Origin of the sequence: Streptomyces xiamenensis, assembly GCF_000993785.3 — a bacterium.
Lineage (GTDB): Bacteria > Actinomycetota > Actinomycetes > Streptomycetales > Streptomycetaceae > Streptomyces > Streptomyces xiamenensis.
Genome location: NZ_CP009922.3, coordinates 1,308,931 through 1,327,926, shown reverse-complemented (window position 1 = coordinate 1,327,926; position 18,996 = coordinate 1,308,931). Strand labels below are relative to the sequence as shown.

Below are 18,996 nucleotides of genomic sequence, written 5' to 3'. Positions count from 1 at the left end.
AACATTGCCCAAAGGAAGCTACATCGTGCAATGTATGGGCCATGGATGCCACGGATCGCGCAATCATTGCCGAGCTGGAACGGGACGGGCGGCTGACCAACGTCCAGCTGGCCCAGCGGATCGGCCTGACCACCGGCCCGTGCCTGCGGCGGGTGCAGCGTCTGGAGGCGGACGGAGTGATCCGGGGTTACCGGGCCGTGGTCGACCCGGCGGCGCTGGGCCGGTCCTTCGAGGTGCTGCTCGACCTGACCCTGGACAGTCAGGCGTCCGGGATCGTGGAGCACTTCGAGCGCACCCTCACCGAGGCCGAGGAGGTCATCGAGCTGCGCCGGCTGTTCGGCAGCCCCGACTACTTCGCGCGGGTGGCGGTGGCCGATCTCGTCGCCTACGAGGCGTTCCTGAGCGGACGGGTCATGACAATCCCCGGGGTCAGGAACGTCACCTCGCACTTCACGATGAAGAACCTCAAGCCCGCCCCGTAGACCCGCGAACGGGCGGCGGCGCCCCGGCACCGCCGCCCGTTTCCCCGGGGCTACGCATCGCGCCGCTCGCGCAGTCTCCTCAGCAGCTCCCGCTTCTGCGCCGCCGCGTCCTGGCCGGCGCCGCCCGCTCCGGCGCCGCCCCTGCCGCCGCGCAACTGCTTGCGTGACAGGTGGGTGCGCGGCCCGCCGACGCCCATCATGGCGCCACTGCGTCCCTTGCTCATGGCCGGTCCTCCTTCCTTCCGTCGCTCCGTCGTTGCGGAGTGGATCCGTCACCACCAAGGCTGAACGAGACGTATCGTCTTGTCAAACGCCTTTTCTCATTACACTGCCCTCATGGGAACGACCTCTCCGCACGACACGCCCCGCGCCACCCGGGGCCCCTCCGCCCCCGACCCCGCGCGCCGCAACCCCCGCTCCCGGCAGGCGATCTTCGACGCCAGCCTGGACCTCGTCGGCAAGGTCGGCTACGAGAAACTCACCATCGAGGCCATCGCCGCCCAGGCCGGGGTCGGCAAGCAGACCATCTACCGCTGGTGGCCCTCCAAGGCGGCCGTCCTCCTCGACGCCTTCACCGCCACCGTCGAACATCCGGACTACGACGCCGAGTTCCCCGACTCCGGCGACCTCGTCGCCGACCTCAAGGGCGTGCTGCGCGCCACCGTCGACGAGTTCAACGACCCCGCTTTCGAAGCCCCCTACCGCGCTCTGGCCATCGCCTCCGCCGGCGACCCCGAGCTGGCCCACTCCTTCGTCACCCGGCTCTCCGAACGCGGCGTCCAGGTCTACATGGACCGCCTCCGCACCGCCCAGCAGGCCGGTGAGATCGACCCCCGCACGGATCTGCGGATCGCCACCGAGCTGATCCTGTCCCCGTTCTCCCAGCGCTGGCTCACCCGCAGCGCCCCGCTCACGTACGAGTTCACCGACGCCCTCGTCGATCACGCGCTGCGCGGACTGCTCACCCGCGCCCCCCGGGAGTGACCCTCGCCGCACCCCGCCCCCATCCGCCCCCGTGGTGATGTCCGATCCGGTAATGTCACGGAGCACGCAGGACGAGCGGGACGGAAGTGAGGCGACCTCAGCCCATGGAAAAAGAGCGCAAACTTCCCCGCTGGATGCGCAGGGGCGCCCGCGCCGCCGCCGATTCGGCCGCCGCCGCCCAGGCCCGTGAGGAACTGCTGCTCGCCGCCGCCGGAGCCGGCTTCCCGCTGGCTCCCGCCGCCCACCCCCAGGGCTATGGCTGCTCCTGCGAGCGGATCGGGTGCCCCACCCCCGGACGCCACCCGGTATCCCTCGCCTGGCAGACCCAGGCGACCACCGACCCCGAACGCCTCCTGGCCTGGCTCCGCGCCGACCAGGAGGCGAATTTCATTACGGCCACCGGCGTCACCCACGACGTCCTGGACGTCCCGGCCGAGGCGGGTCACGCCGCGCTGAAACGTCTCGCCTCCGAGGGCACCGACACCGGCCCGGTCGCCATCGCCGACCCCGACCGGATGCTCTTCTTCACCGCCACCCGCGGCACCCCGGACGACGAGGACGAGTGGTGGCCCTGCGCGCTGGACTGCCTCCCCGAAACCATGGACGAGCACCCCGGCCTGCGCTGGCACTGCCGCGGCAGCTACGTGCTGGTGCCCCCGTCCCAGGTGGCGGGCGGCGGCGTCCGCTGGCTGCGCGAACCGCACCTGCCGCTGCCCGAACCGCTCACCCTGCTCGAAGCACTGACGGACGCCTGCGCCGCCGAACTGGCCAGGGAGGCCGAGAAGGAGATCCCGGCCGACTGGCTCACCGGCTGACCACCTGACCGGCGGCGCGCACCGCGCCGCGGCCGGCCACCGATGGCCGACGCCACCGGGGTGAACCGGCCCGCCGGCGCACCGTCGTCATTCGCCGATGGCCGACGTCACCCCGGTGATCCGGCTCGGCACCGCCACATCGCCCGCACCGGAAGCCGGGACGAGAGCGGCGTGCATGGCCATCCGTACCAGCGTCACCGAGGTCTCTGCGCTGCCCTCCATGAGCGCCTCCACCAGCGGATCGACCACCGGGGTCTCGCCCTCCGCCATGGTCTGCTTCTCGTGGTGCCGGGTCGCGAAGAACACCAGCGCGCCGCCGTCCGTGTCACGCAGCGCCACCGGGGCGAAACCCGGCTCGGTGGGCACCGAGTCCTGGTACTGCATGGCATAGGCCGGGTTGCTGTTGGACTCCTCGCGCCGCTCGACGGCCTCGGTGGTGTACGGACCGTCGGCGAACGGCCCGGCCTTCGACCCGAGGAAGTCGTTGTACGCCGGGCCCAGCAGCGCCGGCGGCAGGACGAGCCCCGCGTCGTCCCCGGCCGCCTGCTCGGCGTCCGCCGGGATCGGGATGTCCTCGGCGTAGCCGTCGTCGTCGACCGCGAACTCGGGCACCGCGGACGGCTCCAGCACGCTCAGATAGGACGCGAGCCACTCCTCGTCCATCCCGTTGCGGGTGAACACCAGCAGCCAGCGGTTGTCCCCGCTGCGGTTGGTGGCGGTGTCGGCCACAAAGAACTTCGGCCAGCCCGCCTGCTGCGGTATGTGGAACGTCGCGTCCGTCAGCTCCAGCGGCTCGAAGTCCGGGTTGCCGCCCGGGGTCACCTCGCCGCGCGCCACCAGGCCCGCGTGATCGATCTCGCCCAGCGGGCCGTTCTCGATCGTCTCGTTCAACTCGGCGTCGTACGCGGCATTGGACTCGTTGCTCACCTCGACGAAGCGGTCGAGCGCCGCCTCCGCCTCCTCCTCGGAGGCCGCCGGCACGATGGCGGTCTCCCCGTGCACCGTGACGCACCCCGACACGGACGCCGCCGTGGCCACAGCCATGACCACGCCCACGGCGGTCCTGGCCACCCGCGCTCGCACCCGCATCGTGAAGCCCTCCCCATACCCTCTTGCTCAGCCCCGGCCCTGTGGCCACGGGCCCAGGCATCGTAACCGTGCCCGCCGACGGCCCTCGCATGGGAGGATGCGAACCATGGTGGGGACCATGACTTTCACGGCGGCGTTACGGGAACTGCGCACCGCACAGAAGACCTCCAAGGGCGTCTCGCTCTACTCCCGCCACATCAACCGCCCGCTGGGCCGCGTCCTGGCGGCGGCTGCCTTCCGCGCGGGCCTCACCCCCAACCGGGTCACGCTGCTGTCGGCGCTGGTGAGCTACGCCGCCCTGGCGGCGGTCGCCCTGCTCCCGCCGTCATGGGCCCTCGCGGCGGGGGTGTACGCCGGGCTGGTCCTCGGTTTCGCCCTGGACTCGGCGGACGGCCAACTGGCGCGGCTGCGCCGCGAGTCCAGCGCGGTGGGGGAGTGGCTGGACCATGTGGTCGACGCGGCGAAGATCACCGCCCTGCACGCCGTCGTCCTGATCACCTTCTACCGCCACTTCGACCTGCCGCACGACGGCTGGCTCCTCCTCCCGCTGCTGTTCCAACTGGCAGCCGTGGTCATCTTCTTCGGCGGCCTGCTGCGGGAGAAACTCAAGCCGGCCCCGAAGCCCGCGCCCGGAGCCCTGGCGCCCCCACCCCCTTCCCGCGTCAGGGCGGTGGCGCTCCTTCCGGTGGACTACGGCGTCCTGTGCGCCCTGTTCCTGCTCCTGGGCAGCCAAACCGCCTTCCGGCTGGGCTACCTGGCGCTGTGTGCCGCCTACGTCCTGTTCTGCGCCGCGTTCCTGACGAAGTGGTTCTGCGAGCTCCGCTGAGCGGCGTCGGGCCACACGAGAAAGACGGACTGCCGCCGTACGAACGCCAGATGGTCGGCGGCCGATTCGGGCGACGCGCAGTACACGCGCATCGGCTCTCCCTCCCGCACCACTTCCGTGGGCCCGGTGGGAAACGCGAGCCCCCACCCCACCACGCTGACCCGGGCCCTGTCGTCCTCGCCGAAGGACTCCTCGACCAGCGCGTAGGGCCGTGGAGCGCAGCTCCGGACGTAGGCATGCAGCTTCTCGTCGTAAGGATCGTCGCCCAACTCGACGCCGTCGTGCGTCATCATGTACTCCCGCCTGTCGGAGTGTGATCTGAACAACACAGACGGTAGGGCATAATGATGCGACGGCGCAAGGTTGTGTTAATGAGGGTGGATTCAACCAAGTGAGGGAGCGGGCGGATGCCACCGAGGGGTCAGCCAACAGCCCGGCAGCAGCGTCTGGGCGCGGAGCTTCGCAAGTTGCGGGAGACCGCTGGGTTCTCAGCCAAGTACGCGGCTGAACTGCTGGGCACCAACCCGATCCAGATGAGCCATACGGAAGCCGGGCGGTCCGGGGTCAGCGAGGAACGCCTGCGGCGGATGGCGGCGCTGTACGCCTGCCAGGACCGGGCGTTGATCGATGCTCTGGTCGCCATGGCGGGGGAGAACGGTAAGGGCTGGTGGGATGCCTATCGCGACGTTCTGCCACCGGTGTCGCTGGATCTGGCCGAGCTGGAGCACCGGGCCGTCCATCTGCACCTCGTGCAGATCTCCCACATCCCTGGGCTGTTGCAGACCGAGGCCCATGCCCGTGCCAGCTTCGCCTATGCCGTCCCTGAGCTGGAGCCGGACGCACTGGACGCCCTTGTAGCACATCGGATGCACCGGCAAGTGGTCTTCGAACGCTCAACCGTGCCCGAGGTGGTGGCGATCATCCACGAGGCGGCCCTCCGGATCAGGGTCGGTGGAGTGGCTGTCGCCCGGCAGCAGTTGCGGCATCTCTGTGAGTTCTCCGAGTCGGGCCTCGTGGAGATTCGTGTCATTCCCTTCGAAGCGGACGCGTTCGCCGGTGCGGGTGCCACGATGTACTACGCGGGCGGAGCGGTGCCGCAACTCGATACGGTCCAACTGGACGCGCCCCACGGCGTCGTCTTCCTCGATGCCCTCTCGCAGCTCGCGCGCTACCGAACCCTCTTCGGCAAACTGAAGAGGGACACACTGGATGTGGTTGAGTCACGGGACCGCATCCTTCGGATCGAGCGAGAACTGTGAGGATGTCACTGTGCCCAAGGGAACGAGTTGGCAGAAGTCGAGCTTCTCCGGCAATGGTGTCGGCAATGAATGCCTGGAGATAGGCACCCCGCCGGCTGACGGCAGGCTTCGCCTGCGCGAGAGTGACGACCCCGGCATGGTCCTGAGAGCGAAGCCGCCCGCGCTGAGCGCCTTGCTCCTGGCGATCAAGGCGGGCCGGCTGCCGCGCTGAGCCGGTCAGCGACTGCCGCTCACCGCTGACGAGTTGCCATCGGAAGGTAGCGGCCCGGGGCGTCGGGCCACTTGGTCCCGATCACCTCCACCACCTCTGTTATGAGCGGTCGTTCACGCCGCCCGAACGTCCCAGTTCCCGCACGGCCACCGTGCGGAAGTCCGTCGGGGGGCGGCCGGTCAGGTGGTGGACCGTGGGGGTGGTGCGGTCCTCCGCGCCTTCCGCGATGGCGAGGTCCAGGGACGCCAGCAGCGCCGCGAACTCCGCCGGCATTCCGGCCGCCAGGTGCTCGCTCAACTGGTCGTGGCTCAGGTGCTGGTGGGTGACCGGGCGGCCGGTGACCTCGGTGAGGGTGGCGGCGATGTCGTCGAAGGCCAGCGCCTGCGGGCCGGTCAGGATCAGGTCCGTGTTGGGCGCCTCGGCGGTGGTCAGGGCGTGGGCGGCGACGGCCGCGATGTCGTCCGCGTCGATGAAGGCGACCCGGCCGGTGCCGGTCGCGGACGCCAGGGTTCCGGTGGCCCGGATGCTCCGCGCGTGGGCGTGGTCGCGCAGGAAGTTCTGCATGAACCAGGAGGGGCGCAGCACCGCCCATTCCGCGAACAGGCCGGGCAGGGCCGCGTGCACCTCGCCCACCGCCGGGCCGCCCAGGGGGATGGCCGATGAGCTGAGGAGCACCGCCCGCCGGACGCCGGCGGCGCGTGCCCGGTCCAGGAACGGCAGCATGATCCGGGCGGGGTCGGTCTCGCCCGGGGGCGGGACGAGGTAGACACGGTCGACCCCGGCGAGGGCGGCGTCGTGGGTGGCGGGGTCGTACCAGTCGAAGCGCGGGTCGCCGTTGCGGGTGGCAGCCCGGACCGGGTGGCCTGCGGCCCGCAGTTGGGCGGCGGTGCGGCTGCCGGTGGTGCCGGTCGCGCCGGTCACGAGGATGGAGGTCATCGGGTGCCTCCGGCTTCGGTGGTCGTGCGGTCCGGTGGCAGGTGTGTCCTCGCGCGGTCGGGGTTCCTCGCTGCGGCGGCCATGGGCATGGGTTTCCTCCAACGCGTACGATGCGGACCCAGGGTCCGTTACGTTGGACGATACGGACCGGCGGTCCGGATTGCAACAGGAGGAACGGCCCACCATGACCGAACGCAAGCCGCGCAAGGACGCCCTCCGCAACCGGGCGGCCGTACTGGAGGCCGCCGACACGCTGTTCGCCGACTGCGACAGCCCGGCCGACCTCACCATGGCCGACATCGCCGCGGCGGCGGGCGTCGGCAAGGGCACCCTCTTCCGGGCCTTCGGCGACCGCACCGGACTCATCCGCGCACTGTACGAGATCCGGTTCACGCCGCTCCGCGAGGCCGTCGAGACCGGACCGCCCCCACTCGGACCGGGCGCGCCCGCGCTCGAACGGGTGCCCGCCGTGCTCGACGCCGTCCTGTGCTTCAAGATCGACAACCGCCATCTCGCCCTGGCCCTGGAGGAGTCCGGCAGCGGCAGCCCGTACGAGATGGCCCACTACGACCGCTGGCACGCCCTGCTGCGCGCCGAACTGGAACGGATCCCGGAGTGGGGCGACGGCGGCTTCGCCGCGCACGCCCTCCTCGCCGCCGTCCGGGCCGACCTCGTGGAGGACCTCGTCGGGCGGCAGGGCGTCTCCCGCGCCGACCTGCGGGCCCAGCTGGCGGAGTTCACCGCCGGGGTCCTGCGCGGACACCGGGGCTGATCAGCGGTCCGCGCCCGCCGTCACCGTGTTGGCCGCGGCGATCACCGTGATGGCCGCCCACGACCACGGGTCGAGGTGCTGGTCCAGGACCAGCAGCCCGATCAGCGCGGCGAACACCGGGTTCACGCTCATGAAGACGCTGAAGAGGTGGGCGGGGACCCGGCGCAGCGCCAGCAGGTCCGCCAGGAGCGGGACGACCGAGGACAGGACGCCCGCCGCCAGCGCGCACAGCAGGGCGAGCGGGGTGGGGCCGCAGAGCCACAGGACGACCGCGCCGACCGGCAGATACAGCAGCCCGGAGACGCCCGCCGCCGCTGCCGAGCCCTCCAGACCCGGCAGCCGTCGGCCGATGGCGCGGTTCAGCAGGATGTAGCAGGCCCAGCACGCGGCGGCCGTCAGCCCCAGGGCGATGCCCGCGTAGTCGGTGCTCGGCTGCGGCCGGACCAGGACCATCACGGCCGCCGTGGCGGCCAGCGCCGACAGGACACCGGTGCGCCGCCCGGCGGTGGCCAGGGCCACGGCCAGCGGCCCGAGGAACTCCAGGGTGACCGCGAGGCCGAGCCCGATCCGGTCGATCGCCGCGTACAGGGTCAGGTTCATGGCCCCGTAGACAAGCGCGAGCGCCAGCACCAGACGCCACTGCCCGGCGCTGAAGGCCCGCAGCCGGGGGCGCCCCACGCCCAGCAGGACGGCGGCGGCCACCCACTGCCGTACGGCCACCACGCCCACCGGGCCCAGGACGGGGAAGGCGAGTGCGCCGATCGAGGCCCCGGCCTGGTTGGCCAGGCCACTGCCCACCATCAGCGATATCCCCGACGCGCGTTCTCCGGCTCTCATGCCCCGACCCTCCGCCGCGGCCGGGCGCGGACAAAATGCACCGTGCGGCGCATCTATACGCTGGACGCATGGAGGGAAAGGAACTGGAGCTGCGGCACCTGCGCTGTCTCGTCGCGATCGCCGACGCCGGCACCTTCACCGACGCCGCCATCGCGCTGGGCGTCTCCCAGGCCGCCGTCTCCCGCAACCTGCTCGCCCTGGAGCGGATCCTCGGCGTGCGGCTGCTGCACCGCACCAGCCGCACCGTCACCCCCACCGCCGCCGGGGTGCACGTCCTGGCCCGCGCCCGGCACCTGCTCGGCGAGGCCGACGCGCTCGTCGCCCGGGCCACCACCGGACACACCCGGCTCCACCTCGGGCACGCCTGGTCCGCGATGGGCGGGCACACCACCGAGTTCCAGCGGCGCTGGCACGCCCAGCACCCGGACGTCGAACTGCACCTCGTGCGCCACAACACCCCCACCAGCGGCCTGGCCGAGGGCCGCTGCGACCTGGCCCTGGTCCGGCTGCCCTTCGACACCCGCCGCTGGGCCCACGCCCTCGTCGGCCAGGAGTCGCGGGTCATCGCGCTCGCCTCCGACGATCCGTGGGCGCGGCGCCGGAGCATCCGGCTGGCCGAGATCCGCGAGCGCACCCTCGTCCTGGACCGGCGCACCGGCACCACCACCCTGGACCTGTGGCCCGAGGGCGAACGGCCCGCCGTCGAGTACACGCACGACATCGACGACTGGCTCGCCGCCATCGCCACCGGGCGCTGTGTGGGGGTGACGCCCGGCTCCACCGCCACCCAGTACCGCCGCGACGGCATCGTCTACCGGCCGCTGCGCGACGCCCCGCCCGTCCCGGTCCATCTCCTGTGGCGGCACACCGACCCGCACCCGGCGACGCAGGCCGTCGTCGACCTGCTCAGGGGCCTGTACCGCGAGGACGGCTGAGGGGACTGCCGCGGCCGCAGGGGGGCGGAACGCCCTCGCGCCGCCGTGCTGTTGACCGTGGCCGTCCGGGGCGTCCGGGATCAGTCCGAGCGGCCCGTCACCGCCACCGTGACGCCCAGGCCGATCATCGCCAGGCCGCCGGCGCCGCCGACCATGGACAGCCGCTCCGGTGAGCGCGCGAACCAGTCGCGGGCGGTGGCCGCCGTCAGGCCCCAGACGCTGTCCGAGGCCAGCGCTATCACGTTGAACACCACGCCGAGCAGCAGCATCTGGAGCGCCGGGTGCTGCTGCCCGCGATCCACGAACTGCGGCAGGACGGCCGCGAAGAACACGATCGTCTTGGGGTTGGTCACCCCGACGACGAACCCCTCCCAGAACGTACGCTTCCCGCCGCCCGTCCCCGCCCGGGCGGCGGGAAGCGCGGACGACAGGGCGCGGCGCGAGCGCCAGGCGGCCACGCCCAGATAGACCAGGTACGCTCCGCCCGCGAACTTCAGTGCGGTGAAGACCAGTGCCGAACGCTCCACCAGCTCCCCGATTCCGGCCGCAACCGCCACGATCAGCACGTACGCGCCGACCGCGTTGCCCGCGACCGTCATCAGCGCGGCGCGGCGGCCCTGGGACAGGGCCCGGCCGACCACGAACAGCACGCTCGGCCCCGGGATGATGATCAGCAGGAAGGACATGACGGCGAAGGCCAGCAGGCGGTCGGCGGAAATCATGGGGCCATCAAAGCAGCGTGCCCCGGGCCGCGTCAGCCCTGTTCCGCCCGGGTCGCCAGGGCGTCCAGCGCGCCGCGCAGCTGGGTGCTGGAGGTGTGCACGGTGTAGGGGAAGTACACGACCTCAACGCCCACCTGCCGGAAGTCGCGCTCCAGCTTCTCGCCCTTCGGCGTGCCCCGCCAGTCGTCGCCCTTGAACAGGATGTCGAAGCGCACCTGTTGCCAGGTCGTCACCTTGTCCGGCACGGTCTCCACGAACGCCGCGTCCACGTACCGGATCGATCGCACGATCTCCAGCCGCTCCACCAGCGGTATCACCGGCGGTCTGCCCTTCGCCAGCTCCGCCATCTCGTCGGATACCACCCCGGCCACCAGGTAGTCGCAGCGACTGCGCGCGTGCCGCAGGATGTTGAGATGGCCGATGTGGAAGAGGTCGTAGACGCCGGGTGCGTAACCCACCAGGTGCGGTACCCGCTGCTGCCCGTGTCCCTGCGGCATGACTCGTGCCCCCCACGCGGTCGCTGGGACCGCCCGGCCAGGGCGGCACGGGCGGCGGATCCACCCGACCTTAATCCCAAACCCTCACTCCCCGGGCCTGATTGATGACATGCGGTGCAGGTTCTGCGGATAGGGTGGACACTGAGCGCTGTCGGGATTCCCGTTCAGGGGGGAGAAGTTCGACTGTGGGCGAACGACACGAACGGCTGCTGCTGGTCTCCACGAACTACGCGCCCGAACAGGCCGGCATCGGCCCGTACGCCACCCAGCTCGCCGAGCACTGGGCGCACGCGCGCGGCGCGGAAGTACACGTCCTGGCCGGGTTACCGCACTACCCCGCCTGGCGTCTGGACCCCGCCTACCGCCATGTGTGGCGCACCGTCGACGAACGCGCCGGGGTCCTCGTCCACCGGCGCCGGCACACCGTCCCCCCGCGCCAGTCCGCGCTGCGCCGCGCGCTGTACGAGGCGACGATCCTCGGCCACGGCCTGCTGGCCCCGCCCCGCATGGGCCGCCCGGACGCCGTGGTCGCCCAGGTGCCCAGCCTCGCCGGCGGGGTGCTCGCCGCGCGGATCGCGCGCCGCCACCGCGCCCCGTACATCCCCGTCATCCAGGACCTGATGGGCGCCGCCGCCGCACAGAGCGGCATCCGGGGCGGGGACCGCGCCGCGTCCGCCGCCGCCGCCGTGGAGCGGCGCATGCTGCGCGGCGCCACGCTGGTCGGCATCATCCACGAGACGTTCCGGGAGCGGGTCCGGGCGCTGGGCGTCCCCGACGAGCGGATCCGGCTCGTCCCCAACTGGTCGCACGTGTCAGGACCGGCCACGCCGCGCGCCGCCGTCCGCGCCCGCCTGGGCTGGCCGCCGGAGCAGACCGTGCTCCTGCACTCCGGCAACATGGGCCTCAAGCAGGGACTTGAGGTGCTGATCGGCGCGGCCCGCGAGGCGCCCGAGATCCGGGTGGTGCTGATGGGCGACGGCAGCCAGCGCGAACGCCTGCGGGAGCTGGCGGCGGGAACGCCCAACGTGGAGTTCCTGCCACCCGCCGCCGACGCCGACTTCCCCGACGTCCTCGCCGCCGCCGACGCCCTCGTGGTCACCCAGCGGGCCGCCGTCCTGGACATGAGCGTCCCCTCCAAGCTCACCTCCTACTTCACCGCGGGACGCCCCGTCATCGCCTCGGTCGCGGCGGAGGGCGGAACGGCCCAGGAGATCCGCGACTCCGCCGCCGGCTGGCTGGTGGCGCCCGAGCACCCCGCCGCGCTCGCCGCCGCCGCCCGGGAACTGGCCGCCGACCCGGCCGCCGCCGACGCCATCGGCGTGCGCGGCGCCGACTACGCCCGTACCCGGCTCGGCCGCGCCGCCGGTCTCGCCCGGGTCGACGCCCTGCTGGACGAGGCCCTGGGGCGCGCGCTCCCCTCCCGTTCCGCACCCCGCCCGGAGCCCACGGACCCGGCCCTCGCGTTCAAGGAGTCCCGTTGAAGGAGGCCCCCGCGGGCAGCCCGGCCGCAGCCGCCCCGTACGACGAACCCGACCTGCTGCGCGACCAGTTCCGGCAACTGCTGCGCTACCGCCTGCTCATCGTCTGCGGCATCGTGCTGGGCCTGGCGGGCGGCGGCTGGCTGGGGCTCACGGCCAACGAGACGTACGTGGCCACCGCCGAGGTCACCGTACGCACCCCCACCGCCGACCCGTTCGCCGGCGGCACCGTCGACCGCGTCGCGATGGGCTCCGAACGCCGCACCGCCGTCAGCGACATCGTCGCCCAGCGCGCCGCCGAGGCACTCGGCGACCCCGACCGCGCCCAGCAGCTCAAGCGCGGACTCCAGGTCACCAACCCGCCCAACACCGAGGTCCTGCGCTTCGCCTACTCGGCCGACGACCCGCAGCTGGCCGCCGAGCGCGCCAACGCCTTCGTCCAGGCCTACCTCGGCAACCGGCAGGCCGACGCCGACGCCACCATCGCCGCCGGCGTCGCCTCCCTGGAGAGCCAGCGCGCCCCCCAACTGGAGCGCCGCGACGCACTGGAGGACGAACTCGGCACCCTCTTCGAGGGCAGCGCCGCCTACGACAACGCCCTCGCCGACCTGTCCGGCGTCACCAGCGCCATCTCCGACCTCAACGCCGCCATCGCCCGCCTCACCTCGCTGGACACCACCGGCGGCCGGGTCATCACCGAGGCCACCCCGCCCGGCAGCCCCTCGGGCCCCGGCCTGCCGCTGCTGCTCGCGCTCGGCTACGTCGTCGGCATCGGCATCGGACTGCTCGCCGCCTGGGTCCGGCTGGTGTTCGACCCGACCGTGCGCTCGCCCGGCGATGTCACCCGGGCCCTGCACGCCCCCGTGCTCGGCGTGCTGCCCCGGCCCGCGCGCGGCGACGGCCCGGAGGAACTGCTCGCCCAGGGCCGGCTGGCCGAGGAGTACCGCTCGGTGGCGTTCCGGCTCGCCTACGACGAGGCGTTCGCGCAGCGCCGCCGGCTGCTGGTGGTCGCGCCGCGCGGCAGCATAGAGACCCCGCTGGCCGCCGCCGTCAACCTCACCGCCGCCTTCGCCGAGATGGGCATGGACGCCCTGCTGGTGGAGGCCGACCTGCGCACCCCCACCCTGACCGAACAACTGCGGCACGCGGACGGCGTACGGCCCGGCTGGGCCAGCTCGCCCGGCGGGCGCGGCGAGAGCACCGACTGGCCCAGCGGGCTGCGGGTACCGATCGACGCGGAGGAGTCCGGCATCTTCGACCTGGTGCCCGGCCGCCGCGTGCGCAACGTGCCGCGCGCCCTGACCTCACCGGCCGCCAGCCAGTTGATCAACCACGCCGACGCCAAGGGCGCCGTGGTGGTGGTACTGGCCCCCGCCGTGCTGCTGTACGCGGACGCCATCGCCCTCACGGACCGGGTGGACGGGGTGCTGGTGGTGTGCGACCCCAGCGAGGTACACCGCGACGACCTGACCCGGGTACGGGAGTTGGTGGTCGGGGCCGGCGGCCTGCTGCTGGGGGCGGTCCTGCACTCGTGGGGCAGCGGCACCGACCCGCGCGAGGGCGAGGGCGAGGGGGATGGCGCACGTCCGGGGGAACGGACCGGCGAGGCCGAGGGCCGCGACCGCGACGGCCGGGCCCCGGCGGTCCGCCCCGTGCCGGGGCAGCCGCACGGGGCGCGGCACCGGCAGCCGCCGGGTGGCGTCAACCGGGAGCCCCAGGGGAGCAATTCGGAAACCATGGGACTGCGGATCCTCGATCCCGGCGCGCTGGGTGATCATGAAGGGCACCACTGAGCGACACCAGGGATCCGAGAGAAAGCCGTGAGCAGACCGCAGTGATACGACCCGGGCGCGCCGTCGCCTTCTCCATCGCCGATCAGGGGGTGGCGGCCCTCACCAACATCGCGGTGGTGGTGTTCGCCGCCCGCCAGTCCTCCGCCGGGGCCTTCGCCGATTTCGCCCTCGTCTACGCCGTGTTCGCCGTCCTGCTCGGCGCCTGCACCGCGTACGTCGGCCAATCGCTCGTGCTGCGCGGCGGCGCCGGCCGCGACCCCGCCGAACTGGCCAGGGACTGCCGCTCGGCCGCCCTGTTCGCGCTCGCCGCCGCCACCGCCGTGGGGCTGGTGCTGGCGCTGCCCGCGTACGCGCTGTCGGCCGGGGCGCTGGCGGCGCTGGGCGCGGTGCTGCCGATCGTGCTCACCCAGGACACCCTGCGCTACGCCTTCTCGGTGCTGCGGCGGCCCCAACTCGCGCTGGCGGCCGACGTTCTGCGGCTGGCGGTGGCCGTACCCGCGCTGTCGCTGCTGCCGGCCGGTCCCGGCGCCGCGACGCTCGTGCTGGCCTGGGGTCTTTCGGCACTGCCCGCGCTCGGGCTCGCGAGCTGGCTGCTGTACCGGGCCACCGCGGACGCGGCCGGCCGGCCGCGCCCGGCGGCGCTGCTGGCGCGCGGGCATCTGGGGCAGCGGTTCGTGGTGGAGTTCGGCGTCGGCAACGCCTCCTCGCAGCTGGCGATCATCGGGCTCGGAGCGCTGGCCAACCCGCTGGCCGTCGGCGCGCTGCGCGGCGCCGGTACCGTCTTCGGCCCGCTGAACGTGCTGTTCAACACCGCCACCGGCTTCGGCCCGCCGCTGCTCGGCGAGCAGCGATCGGGCGCCGGCAAGGCCCGTACGGCGGCGCTCGCGGGCGGCGCGCTCGCGGCGGTGGCGGCGCTCTGGGCGCTGCTGCTGTCCATGCTGCCGGACAGCTGGGGCCGCCAACTGCTGGGCGACACCTGGCAGTCGGCGTCCGCGCTCATCCCGGCCACCGGCAGCCAGTACGCGGCGATGGCCATGGGCACCTGCGGCCTGCTGGCGCTGCGCGTGCTGAGCCCGCGCGCCACCTTGCCGATCCAGCTGGTGTTCTCACTGGTCTCGGTGGTGGCCCTGCTGACCGGCTACGCGCTGGGCGGCATCCTGGGCGCGGCCTGGGGCCTGTGTGCGGGCTCGGCGGCGAAGGCGGTCGCGGCCTGGACCCGGGTGGCCTTCGAGGTGCGGGTCGCCGCCGAGCGGGAACCGGAGGCGGAACCGCCGGACGGGGAGCCGGCCCCGGAGCGGGACGGGCGGGTGGCCGGGTAGCCGGCCACCCCCTTGCCGGGCCCGTCGGCTGTCGCTGTCAGCCGAGGATCGGGATCAGGCCGAGCGCGAAGACGACGTAGAAGCCCGCCGTCACCGCCAGCCGCGCCGGGGTCAGCCGGTGCGTCCGCATCGTCAGCAGCAGATAGCCGATCGCGGCCATGGTGATCAGCCCGGACCACAGCAGCGCGCCGTCGAAGTGCCAGCGGGTGAAGATCAGTCCGATCCCGCTGGGCACGGTGGCCTGGATCATCATCGAACCCGAGATGTTGGCGAGCGCCAACTTGATCTTGCCCTGCCTGACCCAGATCACCGCGTTCATGATCTCCGGCAGTTCGGTGGCGATCGGCGACAGCAGCAGCGCGGTGACCGTCGCGGACAGCCCCAGCATGGGGCCGATGCTGTCGAGCTGACCCACGAACGCGTGGGCGGCGACGAAGATCACCGCGAGGCTGGCCAGGGTCTGGAGCACCACGGCCCAGGTCGCCGGGGAGGCGGCGTGGGGCTGGAGCTTCAGCGGCTCCAGCTCGTCCTCCTCCTCGCCGTCCAGCGAGCCCTCGGCGGCGCGGCTGTTGCGGATCTCGCGCCAGAAGTAGGCGGCGTACGCGGCGAAGAACAGCACGCCCAGCGCGGGCTTGAACGCGAACGCCACCAGGCCGAGTGCCACCTTCACGATGAAGATCGGCAGGAACCACTTCTGGTCCTTGGCCAGCCGCCGCATGTCGCGCTCGTCACCCAGCGCCTCGGACGCGGCGCCCACGCCGCCGGAGCCGGAGCCGCCGGTTGCCACCAGGGCGCGGTCCCGGCGCCGCTTGAGCAGCAGCATCGTGCCGGTCACGCCGTACGCGACGGTCGCCAGCGCGAGCGGGCCGCCCATGGCCGCTCCCACGCCGATGTCCTTGGCCTCGTCGGTGGCGCCGGTCGTCACCGCGACCAGCGTGACCACGGACTCGGGCAGCGCCGTACCGAAGGCGGCGAGGATGGTCCCGACGGCCATCTTCCCCACGTTGAGGCGCTCGCCCAGCCACTCCACGGCATTGACGAACCACTCGCACGAGAGATAGATCGCCACCGCACACAAGATGAGCAGTACGAAATGGATCACGGTTATCGTCCGGCCTTCCCGCGCGACGGCGGGGCATCGAGGACGTCCGGCGCGGGGGAGCGGCGGCAGCTTCGACCCCGCCGACGCACCGCATGACATACGTCGTCGACAAATGGGCCGAAGGTCTCGCCCGCCCGTGCACCGGCCTGGACCGGATGGCGGGCCCGGCCACCGGGAACCCGGGGGTTCCAGTGTGTCGACGACCGGTATCGCGGGGCTACTCCCCTTCGCAGCCGCCCACTGTACCTGACCTGGGCATCCGCTATCCGTGCAGCCAGATCCGGAGCGGGCCCACCGTCGCGAAGCCGTGTGCAAGGGCGGCCGTGAGGTCCTCGCCGTGCTCGTAGCCCACCACCGGCAGGCCGGGGAAGAGGTGGTGCACCGCCTCCAGTACGAACGGCCAGGCGGTATCGGGGGTGGCGTCGTCCCGCCGGAAGACGTTGGAGACGCCGATCACACCGGCGGCGCGGCCGGCCACCGCCCCGGCGACCACCCCGCGGTCACCGGGATGCCGCCCGGCCAGCACGAAGGTGTCCGGGTCGGCGAGCAGCGCGGGCGGGAAGAGAGCGGCGTCCCCGGCGCCGTCGTCCCAGGCCAGTGCCCAGGTACGCAGCGCGTCCGGGTCGCGGACCACCTCCCACCCCAGGCCGGAGGCGGTCGCCGGTGCGCCGGCCGGCCGGTGGATCCACGCCGCCTCGAACAGCACCCGGAACCCGGCCCCGGTCAGCTCCAGGTCGGCGAAGCTGTCCTTGACCGAGGCACCCGGGGTGGCCGTGTCGATCCGGGCCACCAGCGCGGCCGGGTCGGCGCCCGGCGTCAGCGTGACCGCGTCCGGGTAGTACGGCGGGGTACGGGTGGGGGCGGCCCAGGACTGCGGGCCGAAGCCGCCGCCGGTCACGCCGTGGGCGGCGCTCATCACGGCGCACCACTCGGCGTTGTTGCGGGCGGCGGCCAGGACCAGGGACGCGGGGGATTCGTTCGGTGTCACATCCGCTGATCCTGCTCCGCCCGCCCCCGTTGGTCGAACGGATTTCCGCTCCGGGGAGTCAGGGGTGCCACACTCCCGTGCCCGCCGTCTCGCGGACGTAGTCGGTGATGTCGCGCGGCGCGCGCCCCAGCGCCCGCTGGACGCCGTCCGCCAGGGTGCCGAACCGGCTCTCCGCGATCCAGCCGAACAACTCGTTCAGCAGGTCCGCGTACTCGCCGTCCAGGCCACGGCCGGTGGCGTGGCGCCGGAACTCCTCGGGCGTCAGCGGGCGGTAGCGGAGGTCCCGGCCCGTGGCCCGCGCGATCAGGGCCGCCACCTCGCCGGTGCCCAGCGTGCGCGGCCCGGTCAGTTCGTACGCCTGCCCGGCGTGGCCGTCCTCGGTCAGCGCGGCGATCGCCACCTCGGCGATGTCCCGGGCGTCGACGTACGGTTCGACGCCCTGCCCGGTGGACCAGGCGAGCTCGCCGTCCAGGACCTGGCTCAGGAAGAACGGATCCTCGCTGAAGTTCTGCGCGAACCAGGACGGCTTCAGGATGGTCCACTCCGCTCCCGACTCGCGCACCGCGCGCTCGCCCGGCAGCTTCTCCTCGCCCGCCGGCACCACCCAGTCCCGGGCGGACAGGAACACCAGCCGCCGCACGCCGCGTTCGACCGCCAGCTTGCCGAAGGCGCGCAGTGGTGTGGCCGCGTCCGCGCGCTGCGAGTCGACCAGATAGGCCGCGCGGACCCCTTCGAGGGCCGGCTCCCAGGTGTTCTCGTCGTACCAGTCGAAGCGGGTCCGCCCGCGGCGCGTCGCCTCCCGGACGGTGTGGCCGCGTTCCCGCAGCCCGGCGGCCACCCGGCGACCGGTCTTGCCGGTGGCGCCCAGGACCAGGACGGGCTGTACTGTCGTTGTCGCTGTGCTTGTCATGAGGAGAGTCAAACCCGGCAGCGGTGAGCGCGGGAATGGTTCATCGGCTCACTCGGATGTCCGATCGTCCAAACTGGGGAGCATGGACGCACTCGCCCAACTGCTGTACGAGGTACGGTCCGACGGCGCCCTCTTCAGCCGGAACCTGATGGCCCCGCCCTGGTCGGTGGGGTTCGCCGCCCGGACCCCGCTGACCCTGGTCACCATGGTGCGCGGCACCGGCCACATCCACCCGGGCGGCGGGGCCGCGCCCGTCGCGGCCGGGCCGGGCGATGTGGCCATCGTGGTGGGGGCCGAGCCGTTCACCGTCGCCGATTCCCCGGATCCCGGCACCGCCCCGCTGTACGTCGTGCACGGCCCCGACCTCTGCACGACGGCGGACGGCGAGGCGATCAGTGACGATCTGCTGCTCTCCCTGCGCACCTGCGGCAACTGCCTGGAGTGCCCGGAGGCGATCCTGCTCACCGGCACCTACCAGGTCGGGGGCCGCGTCTCCGAGCGGCTGCTGCGCGCGCTGCCCCGGGTGCTGGTCGTCGCGCACGGCGACGGGCCCCGGCCGATCCTCGACCTCGCCGCGCTGGAGATCAGCCGGGACGACCCCGGCCAGCAGGCCGTTCTTGACCGGCTGCTCGACCTGCTGCTGCTCGCCACCCTGCGCGAGTGGTTCGCCCGTCCCGAGGCCGATCCGCCGGGCTGGTACCGCGCGTTGGGCGATCCGGTGGTGGGCCCGGCGCTGCGGCTGATCCACGACCGGCCGGCCAGGGCCTGGACGGTGGAGGCGCTGGCCGCCGAATCCGGCGTCTCCCGGGCCACGTTCGCGCGCCGCTTCACCGAACTCGTCGGCGAGCCGCCGATGGCGTACCTGACGGGCTGGCGGCTGGCCCAGGCGGCCGACCTGCTGGCCCGCACCGACGCCACGGTGGAGTCGATCGCCCACCAGGTCGGCTACGGCAGCGCGTTCGGGCTGAGTGTGGCGTTCCAGCGGGTGTACGGGGTCCGGCCCAGCCACCATCGGCAGGCGGTCAGGGCGTGAGCGGGGCG

The 18,996-nt window shown here is 73.0% G+C and carries 22 protein-coding genes; 12 read left to right on the top strand and 10 right to left on the bottom strand.

From position 1 onward, the window contains the following. Positions 1–41: 41 nt before the first annotated feature. On the top strand, positions 42–482 hold the full coding sequence (locus SXIM_RS05990; RefSeq protein ID WP_046723180.1) for an Lrp/AsnC family transcriptional regulator: 441 nt from the start codon (positions 42–44) through the stop codon (positions 480–482). A gap of 50 nt (positions 483–532) precedes the next feature. On the opposite strand, the gene SXIM_RS27275 is transcribed toward SXIM_RS05990, so the two are convergent. Beyond that, on the bottom strand, positions 533–706 hold the full coding sequence (locus SXIM_RS27275) for a DUF6243 family protein (protein WP_168222753.1): 174 nt from the start codon (positions 704–706) through the stop codon (positions 533–535). Between the two features lie 112 nt (positions 707–818). Here SXIM_RS27275 and SXIM_RS05985 point away from each other — a divergent pair, with 112 nt between their 5' ends. Together SXIM_RS05985 and SXIM_RS05980 are read left to right on the top strand one after the other, a co-directional pair. Then, on the top strand, positions 819–1,466 hold the full coding sequence (locus tag SXIM_RS05985) for a TetR/AcrR family transcriptional regulator (RefSeq protein ID WP_030726550.1): 648 nt from the start codon (positions 819–821) through the stop codon (positions 1,464–1,466). A 104-nt stretch (positions 1,467–1,570) separates the two neighbouring features. Then, the gene (locus SXIM_RS05980) at positions 1,571–2,281 is read left to right on the top strand and encodes a bifunctional DNA primase/polymerase (RefSeq protein ID WP_030726553.1); all 711 of its coding nucleotides are present in this window, start codon (positions 1,571–1,573) and stop codon (positions 2,279–2,281) included. 87 nt (positions 2,282–2,368) lie between these two features. Here SXIM_RS05980 and SXIM_RS05975 read toward each other — a convergent pair whose 3' ends face one another. Next, a complete protein-coding gene (locus SXIM_RS05975; protein WP_030726556.1) occupies positions 2,369–3,370 on the bottom strand; it encodes an SCO2278 family lipoprotein in 1,002 nt (333 codons plus the stop codon). Between the two features lie 118 nt (positions 3,371–3,488). On the opposite strand from SXIM_RS05975, the gene SXIM_RS05970 reads away from it, so the two are divergent. Next, positions 3,489–4,196: a CDP-alcohol phosphatidyltransferase family protein gene (locus tag SXIM_RS05970; protein WP_246156842.1), complete on the top strand. Its 708-nt coding sequence runs from the start codon at positions 3,489–3,491 to the stop codon at positions 4,194–4,196. Here the strand turns inward: SXIM_RS05970 and SXIM_RS05965 are convergent. Further along, positions 4,142–4,489 (bottom strand): hypothetical protein, encoded by a 348-nt coding sequence (locus SXIM_RS05965; RefSeq protein WP_046723179.1) that lies wholly within the window; start codon positions 4,487–4,489, stop codon positions 4,142–4,144. The genes SXIM_RS05970 and SXIM_RS05965 overlap by 55 nt on opposite strands. A gap of 114 nt (positions 4,490–4,603) precedes the next feature. Between SXIM_RS05965 and SXIM_RS05960 the strand changes: the two genes are divergently transcribed. Both SXIM_RS05960 and SXIM_RS05955 read left to right on the top strand, forming a co-directional pair. Beyond that, entirely contained in the window at positions 4,604–5,455 is an 852-nt protein-coding gene (locus tag SXIM_RS05960; RefSeq protein WP_046723177.1) for a helix-turn-helix domain-containing protein, read from the top strand. Between the two features lie 10 nt (positions 5,456–5,465). Beyond that, positions 5,466–5,666 (top strand): DUF397 domain-containing protein, encoded by a 201-nt coding sequence (locus tag SXIM_RS05955; RefSeq protein ID WP_246156841.1) that lies wholly within the window; start codon positions 5,466–5,468, stop codon positions 5,664–5,666. 99 nt (positions 5,667–5,765) lie between these two features. On the opposite strand, the gene SXIM_RS05950 is transcribed toward SXIM_RS05955, so the two are convergent. Then, positions 5,766–6,602, bottom strand: a complete 837-nt coding sequence (locus SXIM_RS05950; protein ID WP_046723173.1) for an NAD-dependent epimerase/dehydratase family protein — start codon at positions 6,600–6,602, stop codon at positions 5,766–5,768. 184 nt (positions 6,603–6,786) lie between these two features. Here SXIM_RS05950 and SXIM_RS05945 point away from each other — a divergent pair, with 184 nt between their 5' ends. Beyond that, complete coding sequence (locus SXIM_RS05945; RefSeq protein ID WP_046723172.1) at positions 6,787–7,374, top strand: TetR/AcrR family transcriptional regulator; 588 nt, start codon at positions 6,787–6,789, stop codon at positions 7,372–7,374. Here the strand turns inward: SXIM_RS05945 and SXIM_RS05940 are convergent, their stop codons facing one another. After that, entirely contained in the window at positions 7,375–8,211 is an 837-nt protein-coding gene (locus SXIM_RS05940) for an EamA family transporter (protein WP_425473455.1), read from the bottom strand. A 68-nt stretch (positions 8,212–8,279) separates the two neighbouring features. On the opposite strand from SXIM_RS05940, the gene SXIM_RS05935 reads away from it, so the two are divergent. After that, positions 8,280–9,146, top strand: coding sequence for a LysR family transcriptional regulator (locus tag SXIM_RS05935; protein WP_030726579.1), 867 nt, complete (start codon positions 8,280–8,282; stop codon positions 9,144–9,146). 80 nt (positions 9,147–9,226) lie between these two features. Here SXIM_RS05935 and SXIM_RS05930 read toward each other — a convergent pair whose 3' ends face one another. After that, the gene (locus tag SXIM_RS05930; RefSeq protein WP_030726582.1) at positions 9,227–9,868 is read right to left on the bottom strand and encodes a LysE family translocator; all 642 of its coding nucleotides are present in this window, start codon (positions 9,866–9,868) and stop codon (positions 9,227–9,229) included. A 32-nt stretch (positions 9,869–9,900) separates the two neighbouring features. Further along, the gene (locus SXIM_RS05925) at positions 9,901–10,365 is read right to left on the bottom strand and encodes an FAD synthase family protein (protein WP_030726585.1); all 465 of its coding nucleotides are present in this window, start codon (positions 10,363–10,365) and stop codon (positions 9,901–9,903) included. Between the two features lie 185 nt (positions 10,366–10,550). Between SXIM_RS05925 and SXIM_RS05920 the strand changes: the two genes are divergently transcribed. Genes SXIM_RS05920 through SXIM_RS05910 form a run of 3 tightly spaced genes read left to right on the top strand, consistent with a single transcriptional unit; the run spans position 10,551 to position 14,955 of the window. After that, complete coding sequence (locus SXIM_RS05920; protein WP_046723167.1) at positions 10,551–11,846, top strand: glycosyltransferase; 1,296 nt, start codon at positions 10,551–10,553, stop codon at positions 11,844–11,846. Continuing rightward, entirely contained in the window at positions 11,843–13,636 is a 1,794-nt protein-coding gene (locus tag SXIM_RS05915; protein ID WP_046723166.1) for an LPS biosynthesis protein, read from the top strand. Before SXIM_RS05920 ends, SXIM_RS05915 begins: the two co-directional genes overlap by 4 nt. 44 nt (positions 13,637–13,680) lie before the next feature. Next, positions 13,681–14,955 carry an MATE family efflux transporter gene (locus tag SXIM_RS05910; RefSeq protein WP_046725461.1) on the top strand — a complete coding sequence of 425 codons (1,275 nt, stop codon included), beginning with the start codon at positions 13,681–13,683 and terminating at the stop codon, positions 14,953–14,955. A 37-nt stretch (positions 14,956–14,992) separates the two neighbouring features. Here SXIM_RS05910 and SXIM_RS05905 read toward each other — a convergent pair whose 3' ends face one another. The 3 genes from SXIM_RS05905 to SXIM_RS05895 all read right to left on the bottom strand — a co-directional run bounded on the left by SXIM_RS05905 (position 14,993) and on the right by SXIM_RS05895 (position 17,955). Next, positions 14,993–16,024 (bottom strand): sodium:calcium antiporter, encoded by a 1,032-nt coding sequence (locus SXIM_RS05905; protein WP_246156840.1) that lies wholly within the window; start codon positions 16,022–16,024, stop codon positions 14,993–14,995. A gap of 295 nt (positions 16,025–16,319) precedes the next feature. Next, a complete protein-coding gene (locus tag SXIM_RS05900) occupies positions 16,320–16,973 on the bottom strand; it encodes a hypothetical protein (protein ID WP_246156958.1) in 654 nt (217 codons plus the stop codon). A gap of 130 nt (positions 16,974–17,103) precedes the next feature. Further along, entirely contained in the window at positions 17,104–17,955 is an 852-nt protein-coding gene (locus SXIM_RS05895; protein WP_046723161.1) for an NmrA family NAD(P)-binding protein, read from the bottom strand. A gap of 82 nt (positions 17,956–18,037) precedes the next feature. Here SXIM_RS05895 and SXIM_RS05890 point away from each other — a divergent pair, with 82 nt between their 5' ends. Then, positions 18,038–18,988: an AraC family transcriptional regulator gene (locus SXIM_RS05890; RefSeq protein WP_046723160.1), complete on the top strand. Its 951-nt coding sequence runs from the start codon at positions 18,038–18,040 to the stop codon at positions 18,986–18,988. Positions 18,989–18,996: the final 8 nt, after the last annotated feature.